This is a genomic window from Paenarthrobacter sp. NPDC057981 (assembly GCF_042886835.1).
Lineage (GTDB): Bacteria > Actinomycetota > Actinomycetes > Actinomycetales > Micrococcaceae > Arthrobacter.
In genome coordinates this window covers 26,399-41,584 of the sequence record NZ_JBHVQI010000009.1, presented here as the reverse complement: position 1 = coordinate 41,584, position 15,186 = coordinate 26,399, and the positions used below count along the sequence as shown (strand labels likewise).

General features: G+C 62.2%; 16 protein-coding genes. 15 read left to right on the top strand and 1 reads right to left on the bottom strand.

Features of this window, described 5'->3' with window-relative positions:
- Positions 1-157: 157 nt before the first annotated feature.
- From ACFVSI_RS10565 to ACFVSI_RS10550, 4 genes are read left to right on the top strand one after another with little or no spacing between them, the layout of a single operon-like run.
- Positions 158-721 (top strand): hypothetical protein, encoded by a 564-nt coding sequence (locus ACFVSI_RS10565; RefSeq protein WP_387822891.1) that lies wholly within the window; start codon positions 158-160, stop codon positions 719-721.
- Positions 718-1,695, top strand: a complete 978-nt coding sequence (locus ACFVSI_RS10560; protein WP_387822889.1) for a hypothetical protein — start codon at positions 718-720, stop codon at positions 1,693-1,695. Before ACFVSI_RS10565 ends, ACFVSI_RS10560 begins: the two co-directional genes overlap by 4 nt.
- Positions 1,688-2,278: a hypothetical protein gene (locus tag ACFVSI_RS10555; protein WP_387822888.1), complete on the top strand. Its 591-nt coding sequence runs from the start codon at positions 1,688-1,690 to the stop codon at positions 2,276-2,278. Before ACFVSI_RS10560 ends, ACFVSI_RS10555 begins: the two co-directional genes overlap by 8 nt.
- A 2-nt stretch (positions 2,279-2,280) precedes the next feature.
- The gene (locus tag ACFVSI_RS10550; protein WP_142940352.1) at positions 2,281-2,703 is read left to right on the top strand and encodes a hypothetical protein; all 423 of its coding nucleotides are present in this window, start codon (positions 2,281-2,283) and stop codon (positions 2,701-2,703) included.
- A gap of 172 nt (positions 2,704-2,875) precedes the next feature.
- Here the strand turns inward: ACFVSI_RS10550 and ACFVSI_RS10545 are convergent, their stop codons facing one another.
- Entirely contained in the window at positions 2,876-3,211 is a 336-nt protein-coding gene (locus tag ACFVSI_RS10545) for a winged helix-turn-helix domain-containing protein (RefSeq protein WP_387822886.1), read from the bottom strand.
- 440 nt (positions 3,212-3,651) lie between these two features.
- Between ACFVSI_RS10545 and ACFVSI_RS10540 the strand changes: the two genes are divergently transcribed.
- From ACFVSI_RS10540 to ACFVSI_RS10490, 11 genes are read left to right on the top strand one after another with little or no spacing between them, the layout of a single operon-like run.
- Positions 3,652-4,728 (top strand): CHAP domain-containing protein, encoded by a 1,077-nt coding sequence (locus ACFVSI_RS10540; RefSeq protein WP_387822884.1) that lies wholly within the window; start codon positions 3,652-3,654, stop codon positions 4,726-4,728.
- Positions 4,725-5,237, top strand: a complete 513-nt coding sequence (locus tag ACFVSI_RS10535; protein WP_387822883.1) for a hypothetical protein — start codon at positions 4,725-4,727, stop codon at positions 5,235-5,237. Before ACFVSI_RS10540 ends, ACFVSI_RS10535 begins: the two co-directional genes overlap by 4 nt.
- 44 nt (positions 5,238-5,281) lie before the next feature.
- Entirely contained in the window at positions 5,282-6,805 is a 1,524-nt protein-coding gene (locus tag ACFVSI_RS10530) for a chromosome partitioning protein ParA (RefSeq protein ID WP_387822882.1), read from the top strand.
- Between the two features lie 33 nt (positions 6,806-6,838).
- Positions 6,839-7,447, top strand: coding sequence for a DUF6668 family protein (locus ACFVSI_RS10525; RefSeq protein ID WP_387822880.1), 609 nt, complete (start codon positions 6,839-6,841; stop codon positions 7,445-7,447).
- Between the two features lie 13 nt (positions 7,448-7,460).
- Positions 7,461-7,730: a hypothetical protein gene (locus ACFVSI_RS10520; protein WP_387822878.1), complete on the top strand. Its 270-nt coding sequence runs from the start codon at positions 7,461-7,463 to the stop codon at positions 7,728-7,730.
- A gap of 27 nt (positions 7,731-7,757) precedes the next feature.
- Positions 7,758-8,498 carry a hypothetical protein gene (locus ACFVSI_RS10515; protein WP_387822876.1) on the top strand — a complete coding sequence of 247 codons (741 nt, stop codon included), beginning with the start codon at positions 7,758-7,760 and terminating at the stop codon, positions 8,496-8,498.
- A 1-nt stretch (position 8,499) separates the two neighbouring features.
- Positions 8,500-9,801: a hypothetical protein gene (locus ACFVSI_RS10510; RefSeq protein WP_387822874.1), complete on the top strand. Its 1,302-nt coding sequence runs from the start codon at positions 8,500-8,502 to the stop codon at positions 9,799-9,801.
- The gene (locus ACFVSI_RS10505; RefSeq protein ID WP_387822872.1) at positions 9,788-11,296 is read left to right on the top strand and encodes an SCO6880 family protein; all 1,509 of its coding nucleotides are present in this window, start codon (positions 9,788-9,790) and stop codon (positions 11,294-11,296) included. The genes ACFVSI_RS10510 and ACFVSI_RS10505 overlap by 14 nt, the downstream gene beginning before the upstream one ends.
- Positions 11,296-12,891, top strand: a complete 1,596-nt coding sequence (locus tag ACFVSI_RS10500) for a helicase HerA domain-containing protein (RefSeq protein WP_387822870.1) — start codon at positions 11,296-11,298, stop codon at positions 12,889-12,891. The genes ACFVSI_RS10505 and ACFVSI_RS10500 overlap by 1 nt, the downstream gene beginning before the upstream one ends.
- Positions 12,888-13,418 carry a hypothetical protein gene (locus ACFVSI_RS10495; RefSeq protein ID WP_387822867.1) on the top strand — a complete coding sequence of 177 codons (531 nt, stop codon included), beginning with the start codon at positions 12,888-12,890 and terminating at the stop codon, positions 13,416-13,418. The genes ACFVSI_RS10500 and ACFVSI_RS10495 overlap by 4 nt, the downstream gene beginning before the upstream one ends.
- Positions 13,415-15,184: a type IV secretory system conjugative DNA transfer family protein gene (locus ACFVSI_RS10490; RefSeq protein WP_387822864.1), complete on the top strand. Its 1,770-nt coding sequence runs from the start codon at positions 13,415-13,417 to the stop codon at positions 15,182-15,184. Before ACFVSI_RS10495 ends, ACFVSI_RS10490 begins: the two co-directional genes overlap by 4 nt.
- Positions 15,185-15,186 lie beyond the last annotated feature (2 nt).

Sequence of the window (15,186 nt, the reverse complement as noted above, 5' to 3'; positions counted from 1 at the left end):
TCATGTGAGGCGTGAGGCGCGTGGTGGCAACTCTGCTAGCTCGAAAAGCTGGCAAACCATACGCGTCAGTCCAGCCTGCTTTTGCCGTAGTTAGGATGTGACATATGTACTTCTCTCTTTTCTATACTAAGTTGATCATGATTGTTAAGAGTTAAGCATGCTCAAGCTAAATCCTATTGCATCATCCAGTCAGTTTGCAGAGCGGCTCCTTGGCCCCCTCGGGAAGTTCGCTTCCTCTGCGCTTGATAGGCGTCGAGCAGCCCGCAGAGTATCCGCTTTCACCCGGATCCTGGAACTGCCGTCGCCTCTAAGCCTGGACAAGCTCCTGCGGTTTGTTGAACTGGTTACGGGGAGGCCCATCCAGCTCTCGCGGAGGGATGACCTGCTGGATGTGGACATGTCAGGTTTTTGGCATGAGGGCGAGGACGTAAACCGTCTATTTCATGTGGGCGACCGATCAGAATTCGCCGGCGAAATGAACATCCTGCACGAGATCTCGCACGTTCTGCTTCAACATGATCCTGAGCCTCTCACGGGGGAGGAATTGGCTGTCGTGTTCCCGGATCTAGACCCGCGGAAGGTGCTCCATGGATGGAGGCACACCAAGCTCCGGACCGGGATCGAAGCAGAGGCGGAGCTGCTGGCGGACCACCTCTATGCCCAAATCCGCTCCGGAAAGAGGGAAGAAGAGATTTTGGGCTTTGGAGACGTAATCGGTTGACCCTCGCTGGTGTTGTCCTGATTATTGCCGCCGTCGTTCTTCTGCTGTCGTCCGTGGCGATGTATGTTTCCCGGGGTCGCCGGATGCATGGTTCGTGGATCTACGGCAGCTTCTTTGGCTCGCTCACCGCCATCTTTCTTGTCGAGCCGATTTTTTATGCCGTGGACGCAGCCCTGGGAGGTGTGAACTACCTTGCCTTGGCCCAGCGGGCTTTCCTGACGGCGACCCTGCTCTCGATGCATATAGGCATCTGGCGGGCCATGGCCCCTTCGCAACTAAAGCGTCCCGTCATTTTTGCTTGCGTCATAGCAGCGGCCAGCTATGGCGGCCAAGTGATGCTGTTCATCCTGGCAGCTCCGTCGTTTAGCAGTTCGGGTATGCGGCAATACGAAAGCAATCCGCTGGTCGCCACCTATAGCCTTCTGATGCTTGCGCACCTTGCCACAGTGGCCTTTTCCGCGATGCGCCTGAGTTTGCGCTACAGACCGCGTCTCAAGTCTTTGCGCCGGCGTCGGTCGCTGGCATTCGTAGCCCTTGGGTCCGGCTTTGCCCTAGCCGTCGCGCTGATCCACGCCACAATCACCTTGACCGACCTGGTTGGATCCCCACCCGACATCCTCGGAACGCTGGAACGGATCTTCACAGCCAGCGCCGCCATTGTTTTCGCTTTGGCCATCGGGATCCCCACGTTTCCCCGGTGGCTGGGCTCCGCCAGGAAGGACTTCATCGCCCGGCGGGAGCTCTGGAACCTCTGCCCGGTGTGGGCCAAGCTGCAACCGGAAATTGACCGGTACGTCATCTGGCCGTACCGCGGCCGGTTGATGGAAATCATGAGCCGGGACCCCGCCATGCGAAGGCATCGAAGGGGCGTCGAAATACGTGACTGTTTTGAATCGGATGCAACCCTAGAAGGTAGACTCTCTGAAGCCGAACTGGCGACAATTCGAACGATGGAAGTTAACACACATGCTTGACCAGCAAACCAGCCCAGGACGCGCGGCAGAAGCCGTTAGCCGGATTCTCCACCCTGCGGTCTTGCTCCTGGTGGCAGCGGTTGCAACGGCCATCAGCGCTCCAGGATCCGTTCCCGCCCTCGTCGCCACCCTGGCGGCATTGGCAGTCGTGATCCTACTTGGCGTATTGGTCTTTCCGCGGATCGGCAAGTCCTTGGGCTGGCCTGAAGAGCGCAGGAAGACGAGGAGCTTCATGGCTTGCGCGGGCGTGCTTGGCCTTGGCCTGATCGTGACGGCCCTGTTGGGAGCCCCTGCGCTGCTCATCGCCAACGGCATCGCCTTCTTCGTCGGAGCAACGCTCATCGCCCTGGGCCGGTCACGGTGGAACGTTTCTGTGCACACCGCCATCTTCACCGGCATCGTGCTGGGCCTCGGAACATCGCTGTCTCCACTGTGGTTCGCGGCTTTGATTGTGCTGCCGGCCCTTATCTGGTCACGAGCAGCCTTGAAGCGCCAGCACGTTGCCCAGTCGCTCTGGGGAAGCGCCATTGGAGTCGTCGCATGGCTCGCATACCTGCTTAGCCTGTCGTTGCTCGGAGCATAACAGTGGCGCCAAACCTCAACGAAGCGCGGGACGCCTGGCGTCAGACCCTGTCGGAGCGGCTGAATCTCCTGCTCGACGTGATGGTGGCCAGTGGGGGAGAGCCCTACGAGTTTGAAGACATCCGGCGAGGCCTGCAAGAGCAAGGCGTGACTCTGTCTCGCTCGCGCTGGCTGTACATGCGTGACGGCACCGGAGCCACTGTGACGGATGAACGACTGCTCACGGCCTTGGCCAACTTCTTCGGGGTAAACCCCGCGTACCTCAACGACTTCGAAACCGAGATTCCCGAACGCATCGAAAAGCAGCTCAAGTCGCTAAAGACGCTCCGCGAGAAGAGAGTGAAGAAATTCGCTGCCCGTAGCCTCAAGGGCGTCTCACCTGAGAAGTTCCAAGCGATAGCCAGAATCCTGGACGAAGACGACTAGAACACTCCCGGCACGCTCATGTTGAGCATGCTTTTTTTATCTTGAGCATGCTCAAGGTAGGCTATTGGCGTGCCTACGATCCAGCAATTTGATTTACCCTCACCCAGCGGTCAGGGGGCGGCACTCTCGCGCGAGCGGATGCCTTGCCTGTGGTTGGGATTCGCTCGCGCGGCTAGTCCTCAGGCTGGTCTTCGTCGAGGCCAAGTGCCCGACCCAGGATGGAGTAGCGTCGGGCCACCTCATCGGCGTCGACGGTGTACCTGACTCGCTGGCCATTCCGCTCTTCTGAGGCCGGCGGATCCGCCATTAGTACCCCCTCGGCCTCCAGTTGCACCAGGTTGTTCTGCGCCGTCGGGACCCCAATTTCCAGCCCCTTGGCCACTTCACCCCTGGTAGCCGGCCCCGATTTAGCAAGGTAGCCAACAATGGCCACTTTTGTTGAGTTGCTGAACACGCTAATTGCCCGCTCTGTACTGGACGGGATTTTAGGGCGGGAGTAGCGGGGCATGGTTCATATTTTGCCGCATCCCCGCCCAAGAGACCTCAACAGGTTAGCGGTTAGTTAAACTATTCGCTAATCTGGAGCTATTCACCCACATTCATCTCCGTCCCTCACCACTAAGGAGGCGTTATGCGGCCCACTGTTTACTTGCTAGATCCCAGGCACCCGTTCGACGGCCTAGCTGTAGAGATGCCAGTGAATCGTAAGCGCGCCCAGGTTCCTTTACGAGAACAAGAAATACGAGCCCGGCCACGGCATCCCAACTGGGCAGTTTGACAGGCACTACTAGTGCAGCTGGGGGCAGTAGATATGGAAGCAGTACCCAGGGGGATGGATTGTGAAGAACACGTTCGGTGCAGTGTGGACCGTGAATGCTTTGCTGTTTGCACACGACGAGGACGGCCTGGAGCACTTCCGTCTCTGGATGGCTGCGGCTGGAGCCCCTGATGCGGCGTAAGTCGCTGGGCCTCCTGGCTCTCATTGCCGTCCCAAGCCTGTTCTTGGGGCTGCTCTTCTCATCCGTCCTGCTGCTGGCACCCGCGAATCCTGCTGCAGCTGATTGCGGCCCGGTCGCCATTGTTGTGGATGGCGCAACGAGGGTTGAGGGGTATTCCGCTGAGCAGTTGAAGAACGCTGCCGCTGTCGTGGGAGCCGGTAAGGCACTGAATCTCTCCGTGAAGGGTCAGACCATCAGCATCATGGTGGCCCTGGGGGAGTCCGGTCTGCGCGTGTTGGACTACGGCGACGGACCCGGCCCTGATTCCCGTGGTTTGTTCCAGCAGCGCGACAACGGCGCGTGGGGCTCGTACACGGACCGGATGGACCCGAGCATCAGTGCCACTAACTTCATCAAGGCACTGCAGGCTGTACCGGGCTGGGAGCTGTTGGAGCCGACCATTGCCGGGAACAAGGTCCAGCGCAACGCTGACCCGTACCACTACCAGAAGTACTGGCCAGATGCCGTGAAGATCGTCCAGGCGCTCTCCGACGGAAAGTTCTCCGTCGAAGGCGGCAACTGCGGGATCCCGGGCAAGTCCGGCGCGGGGGATGACTACCCGTGGAAAGACTCTCCGACTTGGCTGCAGGTCGGAGCAGGATCAGCTGCGGCGTCGCCGTTGGGCATGTTCTACCGCGAATGCGTGGACTTCGCCCTGTGGCGGGTCAACCAACAGATGGGGTCCACCAGCGCGCCGTTCAAGTTCCTCAACGGCAACTTCCGCCCGGACGGGCAGGGCCTTGGCTCCGCGGTGACGTGGAAGGCCGGCTGGGACGCCAGGGGCTGGCCCTCCGGGAAGACACCCAGGGTCGGCGCTGTCGTCTGGTACGCACCCGGAGTGGGCGGATCGGACCCGACGTTCGGTCACGTCGCCGTGGTCAAGGAAGTCAAAGCCGACGGGACCTACGTCGAAGAAGGCTACAACGGCAACCCTCCACCGGATGACCACAACTACTACACCCGCACCGTCAAAAGCAGTGTCCCGTCCGCGTTCCTGTACCTGCCCAACCAAGAGGAGAAGAAGTGAAAAAGCCCCTGGCCCTCATTGCAGCGGCGACTCTGCTGTGCGCCGGATGTGCACCAGCGTCGAACACCACACCGGCACCCACGGAAGCAACGGCAACGCCGTCCGCTCCGGTCTCCCTCAGTGCGGACAGCGGTCCGCAAGCACCGGGCGGGACTGTCCCTCCCACGATTGGCATCGCCTGGGACCAAGCCAGCAAGGATCAGGCCGTGGACGTCGCGCAGAAGGCCATGACCGACTTCGCCCGCCCAACGGTGGGGGACCAGCAGTGGGCCAATGATCTTGCCCGTTGGCTTACGCCGCAGGCCACCGCCGACTACTCAGCGGTGGACCCGGCCAACATCCCGGTCAGCCGCGTCACTGGAACGGCCACGTTGATCGTCGATGAATCTAACGGCTACGGCGTCACCGCCGCTGTCCCTACTAACGTCGGGACCTACACGCTGCAGCTGCTCCGCACAGGCAAGGACGCCCCGTGGAAGGTCAACCGGCTGACTCCACCAGCGCCCTAGACGCCGATCATCCTCACTTCAAAGACACGTAAAGGAAGAAGTTCATGAGTACTGCATCAACTGAGGTCCTGGCCTTTCCCAACATCAGGGCCATCGTCCGCGACAACGGAACCGCGGAAGTCGTCGTCGCCGGTAACTCCCGCCTCGTCCCCGACGGGGACACCCTGCAGGAGCTCCGCAACAACGCCCTCACCGTCGTTGTGGGCGAAGCGAAGACGCTGAACCGACCGGTACGGGTCCAGATCGAGGACCCCGAAGGACACGGCGAACTGATCGTGCACCCGGACAACAAGATCGAATCCGTCTCCTACGAACCGCTCCCGGTCCGCCGCCGTGCGCAGGCCCCGGCAACCACGCCCGAGACCGCAGCCCCGGCTGTCATTGAAACCGTCCCCGTAGCGGCTTCTGAGCCGGTAGCCATTCCCGCGCAGCCTGTGACAGTCGAAGAAACGGCGGCCGCAGTGGAGCGCCAGCCTTGGCCGCCCACTCCTGTAGAGGCTGACGTAACGACAGACATCCAGGTCAGCTCTGGACTTGGCAGCTCAACCACGCCGCGGATCATCGATGCTGAGGAACCGCAGGCAGCTGTGACCGGGCCGGAGGCACCGGCAACGCGGCGCAGCTTGAAGGAAACCTCGTTCCTGGTCAGCGCCCCGGTGCTGGAACCGGCCACCCAGGGCTGGCGCGGGACACTCACCCGCCTGGGGTTCCGCATGGACCCCTCACAGGAGGAGCTGTCCGAACGCGAAGATATCCGCACTGTGAGCCAGCACTGGCCCGGGCCCAGGACCATCGCCGTAGTCAACCGCAAGGGCGGGGCGAACAAGACCCCCACGGTTGTGATGCTCTCTGCCATCCTGGCCCGCTACAGCGGAGCGGCCACCGTTGCGTGGGACAACAACGAATCCCAGGGCACCTTGGGCTGGCGCACGGAAAAGGGTGCGCATAACCGCAGCGTGCTGGACTTGATTGATTCCTCCACCGAACTGCTCTCGCCGTCCACGAACGCAGCCGAAATCGCTAAGTTCGTGCATCACCAGACGGCTGACAAGTTCGATGTGCTGCGCTCGGATGAGAACGAAGAGGGCGACCACGAAGTCACGGCTGAGGAAGTCGACATCGCCCACCAGGTGCTGACCCGCTACTACCGGCTGGTGGTCATGGACTCCGGCAACACCGCACGGGCCGCGAACTGGCGCAGGATGATCGACCACACCAACCAGCTCGTCGTCCCGGTCACCGCGATCGAGGACCGGGCAGAGGCCGCGAGGCTGACGCTGCAAACGCTCGAATCCCGTGGTGGCCACGATGCCGAGCTGGCGCGCAACGCCGTCGTCATCGTCTCCGAGTCCACCGATGCCAAGCGCAGTATGACAGGCGATGCCCTCAAACGGGCAAAGGCAGAAGCCCAGCGGATCGCAGACGGTTTTGAACCGTTTGTCCGTGCCGTTGTCCGGATTCCCTACGACCCGGCGCTGGTCAACGGCCCCATCCGTTACGAAGCCCTCCAGCCCGCAACCCAGCGGGCATGGCTTGCCGCAGCGGCCGCCGTCGCCAAAGGCTTCTAACCCATCCACGCCGACTGAAGAAAGGAGGAAGCCATGCAACTGTCCCTGAACCCCTGGGTCACCACCCCGGACGAGAGCATCGAAAGAGAAACACCTGACGTGCACGTCCCGCCGGCTGCCGTGATCAGCAAGCCGCTCAAGGGCATGGTCGAACTAGACACCGCAGATCGGCTCTCCAGCCGCATCATGTCCGGCACCACCGCTCTGTGGGTTGTCGGTAGCCACGGGGGAGCGGGCGAAAGCCGCACCGCTGACCTGATGGACGGGGCACGCCCCACCGGGCACTGCTGGCCTGTCCTGCAAAACGGCACCAAGCCCCGGGTACTTCTGGTCTGCCGTGCTGACATGCGCGGCCTCACCACAGCCCAAGGCGCCCTGACGCAATGGGTTTCAGGAGCGACACCCGCCGTTGACCTGATCGGCCTCGCCGTCCTCGCGGACGCACCGGGAAAGACACCCAAGGCACTCCGCGACTTCACGAACATCGTCGGCGGGGGAGCACCCCGCCTCTGGACTCTTCCCTGGGTCGCGGAATGGCGGCACGGCGACTACACCCCCACACCAACGGCCCGCGAATACCAACGATTCATTACCGACGTAACCGCACTGGTTACCAAAACCAACCCAAGCACCAGCCACTGAAGGGTCATGCATCATGAACTCGATTACTGCAATCACAACCAGCGTCATCCCCAACCCGACCCCGGTCGTTCCCGCAGAAGCCGGCGGACTGCTCACCGTCCTGAACTGGGCCTCCGGTATCGGCCTCGTCCTGGGTGTTCTCGGCGTGATCATCGTCGGCATCACCATGGTCGTCCAGCTTCGCCGTGGTGAAGGCGGGGAATCCCTGGCCAAGCTTGGCTGGGTCCTGCTCGGCTGCATCATCATCACCGGTGCCGCCGGAATCGTCCGCGCCTTCGTCTAAACCAGCACCAACAACGGGAGGTTCACTTTGAGCCAGTCAACAGAGAGCACCACCGAGGCCAATCCGTTCACCAAACCCGGCTTCATCATTGCTGCAGCGCTGGTGGTCGCGCTGATCGCGGCGGCAGTCGTGATCTTCCTGCTCCCCAAAGGACAGGAAAACGCCCAACCAACGCCTGCTAACTCATCCAGCGCTGCCGCAGCCACGCCTAGCGCGTCAGCTGCGGCAGACAAGAGCGTGTGCGGACTGCCTGCCAGCAAGGAAACAGCACTGGGGACAGCGCCAAAATCCAAGTGGGAGTTGGTGGGAACCATGGCAGTCCCGACCGATCCATCAGCTGCCGGTCCAGGAACTGTAGGCAAGGACGGTCTGAGGTCGTGCTTTGCGCAGTCCCCTACAGGGGCCCTCTACGCTACGGCGAACATCTGGGCTGCCTTGTTCAACGCTTCCGCGAAGCAGGTCTATCTGGAGCTCTCAGCCGATAGCCCCACTCGGGACAAGGCCGTCAAAGCGATAAATGAAGGCAAGGAAGTTGGGGGCGGAAGCTCTCCCAAGCTGCAAATTGCTGGCTTCGCAGTCCACTCATACACACCAACAGCTGCAGTCGTGGAGTTGGCTTTCAAAACCGATGTTGGGGGATACGGTGCACTCTCCACATCGCTGCTCTGGGAAGACGGTGACTGGAAACTGGACATGCCCGCAGCAGGCGGAGGAACAGTTCGCCAGATCAGCGACCTGAGTTCATTCATCCCGTGGTCTGGTGTCTGAGATGGCATGCGAAGTTTGGGACCTGGGATGCAAAGCCAAGGAAGGAGCCGGTGAGGTCATCGCCGGGATCGCAGACGATGCGATCAGCAACCTCGCCAAGGCCATCATGGAGGGGATGAGCCAGATGGTGACGACTCTGTCTACTTTCTGGGTTTCGATGCCCACTGTGAACCTGACCAGTCAAGACGGCTCAACCGCGAGTCCGGTTGTTTCCATCGTCAATAGCGAGTTGATGCCGTGGACGTTGGCACTGGCAGTTCTGGCGGTCATTCTCGGCGGTATTCGGTTGATTTGGGAGCTGCGGGGAGCCCCGCTGAAGGACCTGTTGCGTTCACTTATCACTCTGACGCTGGTGTCGGGGTTGGGCCTGAGTGTGATTTCGATTCTGGCCCTTGCAGCGGACTTCTTGGCGGCAGCTGTCATCGAACGTTCCACGGACGGAAAAGGCTTCGCCGAGTCGATGAAACTCTTGGTCATGACGAACCAGACCGGTGTTGAAGTTTTCATTCTGATCGTCCTTGGCCTGATTGGCCTGCTTGCGTCCCTTGTCCAGATCGTCTTGATGGTGGTGCGTAGCGGCATGTTGGTCGTCCTTGCGGGCACCCTGCCCACCACAGCCTCTTTCACGAACACCGAGATGGGTAGGCAGTGGTTCCTGAAGGCAGTGGGTTGGACCATCGCCTTCATCGCCTACAAACCAGCCGCTGCCATCGTGTACTCCGTGGCGTTTCTCCTGATGGGCAACAACGGAAATAAAGACGCTCTGATCTCTTCGATTACGGGATTCACCCTGATGGTCGTCGCGCTCTTTGCGCTGCCGGCTCTGATGCGTTTTGTAACACCCATGGTGGCTGCAGTGGCCTCCGGAGGGGGCGCCGGGGCAGGCGCAGCGGTCGGGGCTATTGCCACAGGTGCTGTCTCATTTGGCCGCGGCGGTAGTGGCAGGGGTAACGCCTCACCCACCCCTGCATCTTCATCGAGCACGCAGAGCACATCGGGCAGCTCCCCGAAGGGCAGTAACGGCACGTTCGGCCCACGCGGAGGCAGCGGGCAACCCATTCCCGGAGCCACTGGCCCCGGCGGAGCAGCCAGCACTGCTGCAGCAGCCAAGGCCGGCACCGCCGGCACGGGAGCCGCGACTAGTGCCGGTTCAGGGGCGATCGCAGCCGGAGCGGGAGCAGCGGCAGCCGGTCCGGCTGGTGCGGCCGTAGCTACAGGAGCAAAGGTGGCGACTACGACGTCACAGGCAATCGAAAAGACCGCGCAGGATTCAACCGGAGAGGGACCCAGTGGCAGCAATTAACACCGAATACAAAGAACCGTCCTACGGCAACTGGCGCGTACCGCGCTCAGCCGGGCTAGCCAACCTCGGCGCGATCGGCACCGCCATCGTATTCGCCGGGTTGTTGGCGGGCATTGTTAGCTTCGCTATTTGGGGCCTGTTCGTCGGCCTGGGCGTTCTTGCCTTTGCCGGTGTCAGCACTCTGCTGCTGACAGTCAAGGACAAGCATGGCCAGTCCGTCGTTGACCGCTTCGGCACCCGGATGGCCTTCAAAATCTCCCGATCCTCCGGAACCAACCTGTACCGCTCCGGCCCCCTCGGAGTCACCGAATGGGGCACGTACCAGCTCCCCGGTTTGGCGGCGAAGTCGACCCTGTACGAGTTCACTGACTCCTACAAGCGCCCCTTCGCCGTGCTCCACGTCCCAACGACGAGCCACTTCACCGTGATCTTCTCCACCGAACCCGACGGGGCATCCCTGGTTGACCCGGAACAGGTCGATGCGTGGGTGGCGAACTGGGGCGGCTGGCTCGCCGGTCTGGCCGATGAAGCCGGGCTGGACGCCGCGGCTGTGACGGTCGAGACCGCCCCGGATTCGGGGTACCGGCTGCGGAACGAAGTGCTGATGAACATCGCCCCGGACGCACCCGCCTTCGCCAGGGAAATGCTGAACGAAGTCGTCGAAACCTACCCGGAAGGCTCGGCAACGGTCCGTGCCTGGGTGTCGTTGACGTTCAACGCCGCCATCCGGTCCGGGGCCAAGAAGCGGACCCCGCAGGATGTCGCCCGCGACCTGGCCTCCCGGATCCCCGGCTTGTCGGCGCGGTTGCAGTCCACTGGGGCCGGTATTGCCCGCCCGATGACGGCACAGGAGCTGTGCGAAGTTGTGAGGATCGCCTACGATCCGCCCGCAGCGCTGATCATTGATGAAGCCCACGCCGCTGGGTCACCGGTGTCCCTGACCTGGGGCGAGGTTGGCCCAACGGCGCACCAATCCAACTGGGAGAACTACCGGCACGATTCGGCGTTCTCGGTCTCCTGGACCATGACCGGTGCCCCGCGGGGTTCCGTAAACTCCTCGGTCTTGTCCCGGCTGTTGGCCCCGCACGGGGACGTTGACCGCAAGCGTGTCTCTCTGCTGTACCGGCCGATGGATTCGGCCCGGGCTGCTGCCGTGGTCGAGCGGGATCAGAACAACGCCAACGTCCGCATCACCTCCGGCACCCGCCCCTCAGCCCGCGCCCTGGTCGATGCCCGGTCAGCGGCGCAGACAGCGCAGGAAGAAGCCCAAGGGGCAGGTCTGGTGAACTTTGGTCTGGTCGTTACGGCCACCGTGACAGACCGGGAACGCCTTCCAGACGCTGTGGCCGCTGTGGAACAGAGTTCCGGCAGCGCCAGGCTCTTGCTGCGCAAAGCGTACGGGGCGCAGGACACAGTGTTCGCCGCATCCCTGCCCTTGGGCCTGGTCTTGCCCGAGCACAGCATGCTCCCGTCCGAGATTAGGGATGCCCTGTAATGGCCAGCATGAAACTCTTCACCCGTTCTTCCAAGTACAGCACCTCGCGGGTCAAAGCTGCGCCGGAGAGGGCTGAGAAGCCGCCTCGCCCGGCAGGTCCTGGCGCCCGTGGTTGGCCAGGGCGTGGCGGGGGAATGGCCCAGCTCGTCCCGTCCGTTAAGGAGTACCGGGGAACGACGGTTCAGGTCTGCGGGCTTTGGCCGTTCTCCTCGGGCGCGTCCTCACCAATGATCGGCGTCCCGCTGGGCCGTCATGAGGAAACCCAGGCCACGGTTTGCTGTGACCCGATCAGCTGGTTCCAGCGCGCACGGCTGATTTCCAATCCCTCGGTATTCATCTTGGGAAAGCCCGGTTTGGGGAAGTCCACCGTGGTCCGGCGCATGTTCATCGGACTCTCCGCCCAAGGTGTTCACCCTCTAATCTTGGGTGACCTCAAGGGCGAGCACGTCAAAGCCGTCCGGGCGCTCGGCGGGCAGGTCATCCGGCTTGGCCGTGGTGTCGGGGACTTAAACATTCTTGACCCTGGCCAGGCTGTTGAGGCCGCGCAGCTCCTGGAAGAGAGTGGCCATCATGAGGACGCAGCCCGGGTCCGTGCCGACGCGCACGGCCGCCGCCTGACCATGGTCGTCTCGCTGATCACGATCAGCAGGAACAACCCGCCCACCGATCAGGAGCAGACGATCCTCGACCGTGCACTGCGGATCCTCGATGACCGGTTCGACGGCGTTCCGGTGTTGAAAGACCTGCTCGATGTCATCGTCTCGGCCCCGGATGAGCTGCGACAGGTCGCCCTGGACCGTGGCGACATGAACATCTACCTGCAGGAAACCAGGGCTTTGGAGGCAACCCTGCTCGGTTTGACCGGTGGCGGGAAGCTGGGAGAAATCTTCTCCCGCCAGACCAGCGAGCCCATGAAGCGCGACCGTGCCGTGGTCTTCGATGTCTCCAGCATCGACGAGACCGAGACAGACCTGCAGGCCGCGATCCTGCTCGCGTGCTGGTCCTACGGCTTCGGCACGGTCAACGTCGCCAACGCCCTCGCCGACGCCGGCCTGGAACCCCGACGGAACTATTTCGTGGTCCTGGACGAGCTGTGGCGAGCACTGCGCGCTGGTAAAGGCATGGTCGACCGGGTGGATGCTTTGACCCGGTTGAACCGCTCCGTCGGTGTCGGGCAGGGCATGATCTCCCACACCATGTCCGACCTGCTGGCCCTGCCCGCAGAAGAGGACCGGATGAAAGCACGCGGCTTCGTCGAACGCTCCGGCATGGTCATCTGCGGCGGCCTCCCCGCCTCGGAAATGCCGCTGCTGACTTCCGCCATTCCACTCTCCCGCCAGGAACAGCAGAAACTCATCGGCTGGCAGGACCCGCCCGCGTGGGACTCACGAGGCATCGACGTCGAACCTCCGGGCCGGGGAAAGTTCCTCATCAAGGTCGGCGGCCGTCCCGGGATCCCCGTCCAAGTCGGACTCACTTCCCTGGAGAAGGGCCCAGAAGGCGTCAACGACACCGACGGCAAATGGCACACCGCACCTGGATCAGTTCCTAACCTGATTACCCTCGCTGCACCCACCCAGGAAGGACCCTCATGAGAACCCCGACTTTCACCGAATGGTGGTACCGCTGCGTTATAGGTGCACTCTTCTGCGGTGCGGTGGCTTTTAGCGTCTTCATGAACATCCTTGGCGACCCGTCGCATGCTCAGGACCATTGGGGTTGGTTCTGTTTCTGGGCCGTCTTGATGGTGATATCAGGGGGCATAGGAATTGCGATCTTCCGTGTAAAGAGAACGCCAAACCACGAAATCACGTGGTCCAGAAATGGTCTTACGATACTTGGCGTTTTTGCCTCGGCTCTCGCCTTCAATTTTCCTCCGTCCTGGCGGACAGGATGGGATGTCGTTCCGTTGTGGAGCACGTTGATCGGCTGGATCTTCATAGTCCTGTCTTTAGCCGTGCTCGAACCAATCTGGAAGACCGAAACCAAGGCCACGGCTGAGAACACGGAGCTCAAACTTAGCAACCTCAGGCTGCAAGACGAGGCAAGGAACAGGAAGACCACTGTCGGGGAGGGAAGCCTTCTCCGGAAAGCAGGCAAGGCGAAAGGTGGCAAGAAATGAGCGCACCAAACCGTAAAGGGATCGGCTTGGGCGATGCCCTGCTGGTGTGGCTGGCCATCGGTTTCATTGTCGTGTTCGGTGGCGGAACGTACGCCGCCTTGCACCTCGGGTCATGGATGGCAGGGATCGAGGCTCCGCCGGCTCATCCGGTTGACCTGATCGTCGGCCTGATCAAGGGCCGTGTCCCGTGGCCCACCGAAGCCACAGTCGTTGTCTGCCTGATGGCCGGTGTGGTGCTGGCCTTGGCCATTGTCGTGCTCGTTGCCTGGAAGCAGGGTGCATCCCAGCGCGCCCGCGTCGATAAGGCCGCCCGCTACCTCGGTCGCGGGAAAGCACTGCACGCATTCTCCGAGAAGGGAGCCAAGGCCACCGCCGAGCGCCTGGGCATCACGGACACTCCGGGCATCGTTGTCGGCAAGGTCGTCTCCACGGGCCAGAAGTTCATTCAGTCCTGGGAAGACCTGTCTTTGGATATTTGGGGACCACGCACCGGTAAATCGACCTCACGGGTCATGCCCGCCATCCTCGACGCACCCGGCGCCGTGGTGTCGACGTCGAACAAGCGCGATGTCGTGGACGGCACCCGTGGCGTTCGCGAGCAAACGGCCCCGGTGTGGGTATTCGACCCGCAGAAGATCGCCCAGGAAGAACCGGACTGGTGGTGGAACCCGCTCTCCTACGTCACCGACGAAGAGAAAGCCTATAAACTCACCCAGCACTTCTCCGTCGGCTCCCGCGTGCCCGGGTCCAAACCCGACGCCTACTTCGACCCCAAGGCCGAAGACATTCTGGCCTCATACTTCCTCGCGGCCGCTCTCGGGGGCCTGCCCATCACGCAGGTGTACATCTGGGTCACCGAACAGGTCAACCGGGAGCCGATTAACATCCTTCGCGAGCATGATTACGAGCTGCAGTACAAGGGCCTTGAATCAACGCTGGAGCTGGCCGACAAGCAGCGCGACGGTATCTTCGGCACGGCCGAGAAGATGATCCAGTGTCTCAAGAGCCGGAACACGCTGCGCTGGGTCGCCCCAACCGGTGGTGCCACGGTGGCCGCGGATCCCCGCCGTCAGTTCAACCCGGCAGCTTTCGCTGCTTCGCAGGAGACGATCTACATCCTCTCCAAGGAAGGTGCCGGTTCGGCTGCGCCGCTCACCACTGCCCTGACGGTGGCCATCGCTGAGGCCATGGAAGAACGTGCCGAACGCAGCGGCGGCCGGCTTCCCAAGCCTGGTCTGTTCGCTCTCGATGAGTTGGCCAACGTCGTCCGGTGGGCCGGGCTCCCGGACCAGTTCAGCCACTACGGATCCAAAGGATTGATTGTCATGGGGATCCTGCAGTCCTGGTCCCAGGGCGTCGAGTTGTGGGGTGAGGCGAACATGCGGAAGATCTGGTCAGCGGCCAATGTGAAGGTCTATGGCGGCGGCGTCGCCGAAGCAGGCTTCCTCCGCGAGCTCATGGACCTGATCGGGGACTACAGCTACATCAACGTATCCACGTCCTCGGGCAAGTCCGGTTCCAGCCGCTCACGCCAAGAGGCCAAGGAACGCATCTTCGACGTCTCCAACCTCGCCGAACTGGACCGTGGCCGCGCCGTCGTCCTCGCCTCCGGCGCACCCGCCACGCTCGTCCGGACCATGCCCTGGTACACCGGACCCCACAAGGAAGCCGTGGCGGCATCCATCAAGAAATACAGCCCCCGCCCCGAACAACCATCCGTCCCGCTGCCACCTGCACCGGCCGCGAATCCCTGGGTCAGGACATAGGA

Bases quoted from the DNA above. Each gene is read 5' to 3' on its own strand.
- ACFVSI_RS10555 (WP_387822888.1), top strand. From the start codon at position 1,688: ATGCTTGACCAGCAAACCAGCCCAGGACGCGCGGCAGAAGCCGTTAGC.
- ACFVSI_RS10495 (WP_387822867.1), top strand. From the start codon at position 12,888: ATGAGAACCCCGACTTTCACCGAATGGTGGTACCGCTGCGTTATAGGT.
- ACFVSI_RS10530 (WP_387822882.1), top strand. From the start codon at position 5,282: ATGAGTACTGCATCAACTGAGGTCCTGGCCTTTCCCAACATCAGGGCC.
- ACFVSI_RS10490 (WP_387822864.1), top strand. From the start codon at position 13,415: ATGAGCGCACCAAACCGTAAAGGGATCGGCTTGGGCGATGCCCTGCTG.
- ACFVSI_RS10540 (WP_387822884.1), top strand. From the start codon at position 3,652: ATGCGGCGTAAGTCGCTGGGCCTCCTGGCTCTCATTGCCGTCCCAAGC.
- ACFVSI_RS10520 (WP_387822878.1), top strand. From the start codon at position 7,461: ATGAACTCGATTACTGCAATCACAACCAGCGTCATCCCCAACCCGACC.
- ACFVSI_RS10510 (WP_387822874.1), top strand. From the start codon at position 8,500: ATGGCATGCGAAGTTTGGGACCTGGGATGCAAAGCCAAGGAAGGAGCC.
- ACFVSI_RS10565 (WP_387822891.1), top strand. From the start codon at position 158: ATGCTCAAGCTAAATCCTATTGCATCATCCAGTCAGTTTGCAGAGCGG.
- ACFVSI_RS10545 (WP_387822886.1), bottom strand. From the start codon at position 3,211: ATGCCCCGCTACTCCCGCCCTAAAATCCCGTCCAGTACAGAGCGGGCA.
- ACFVSI_RS10500 (WP_387822870.1), top strand. From the start codon at position 11,296: ATGGCCAGCATGAAACTCTTCACCCGTTCTTCCAAGTACAGCACCTCG.
- ACFVSI_RS10525 (WP_387822880.1), top strand. From the start codon at position 6,839: ATGCAACTGTCCCTGAACCCCTGGGTCACCACCCCGGACGAGAGCATC.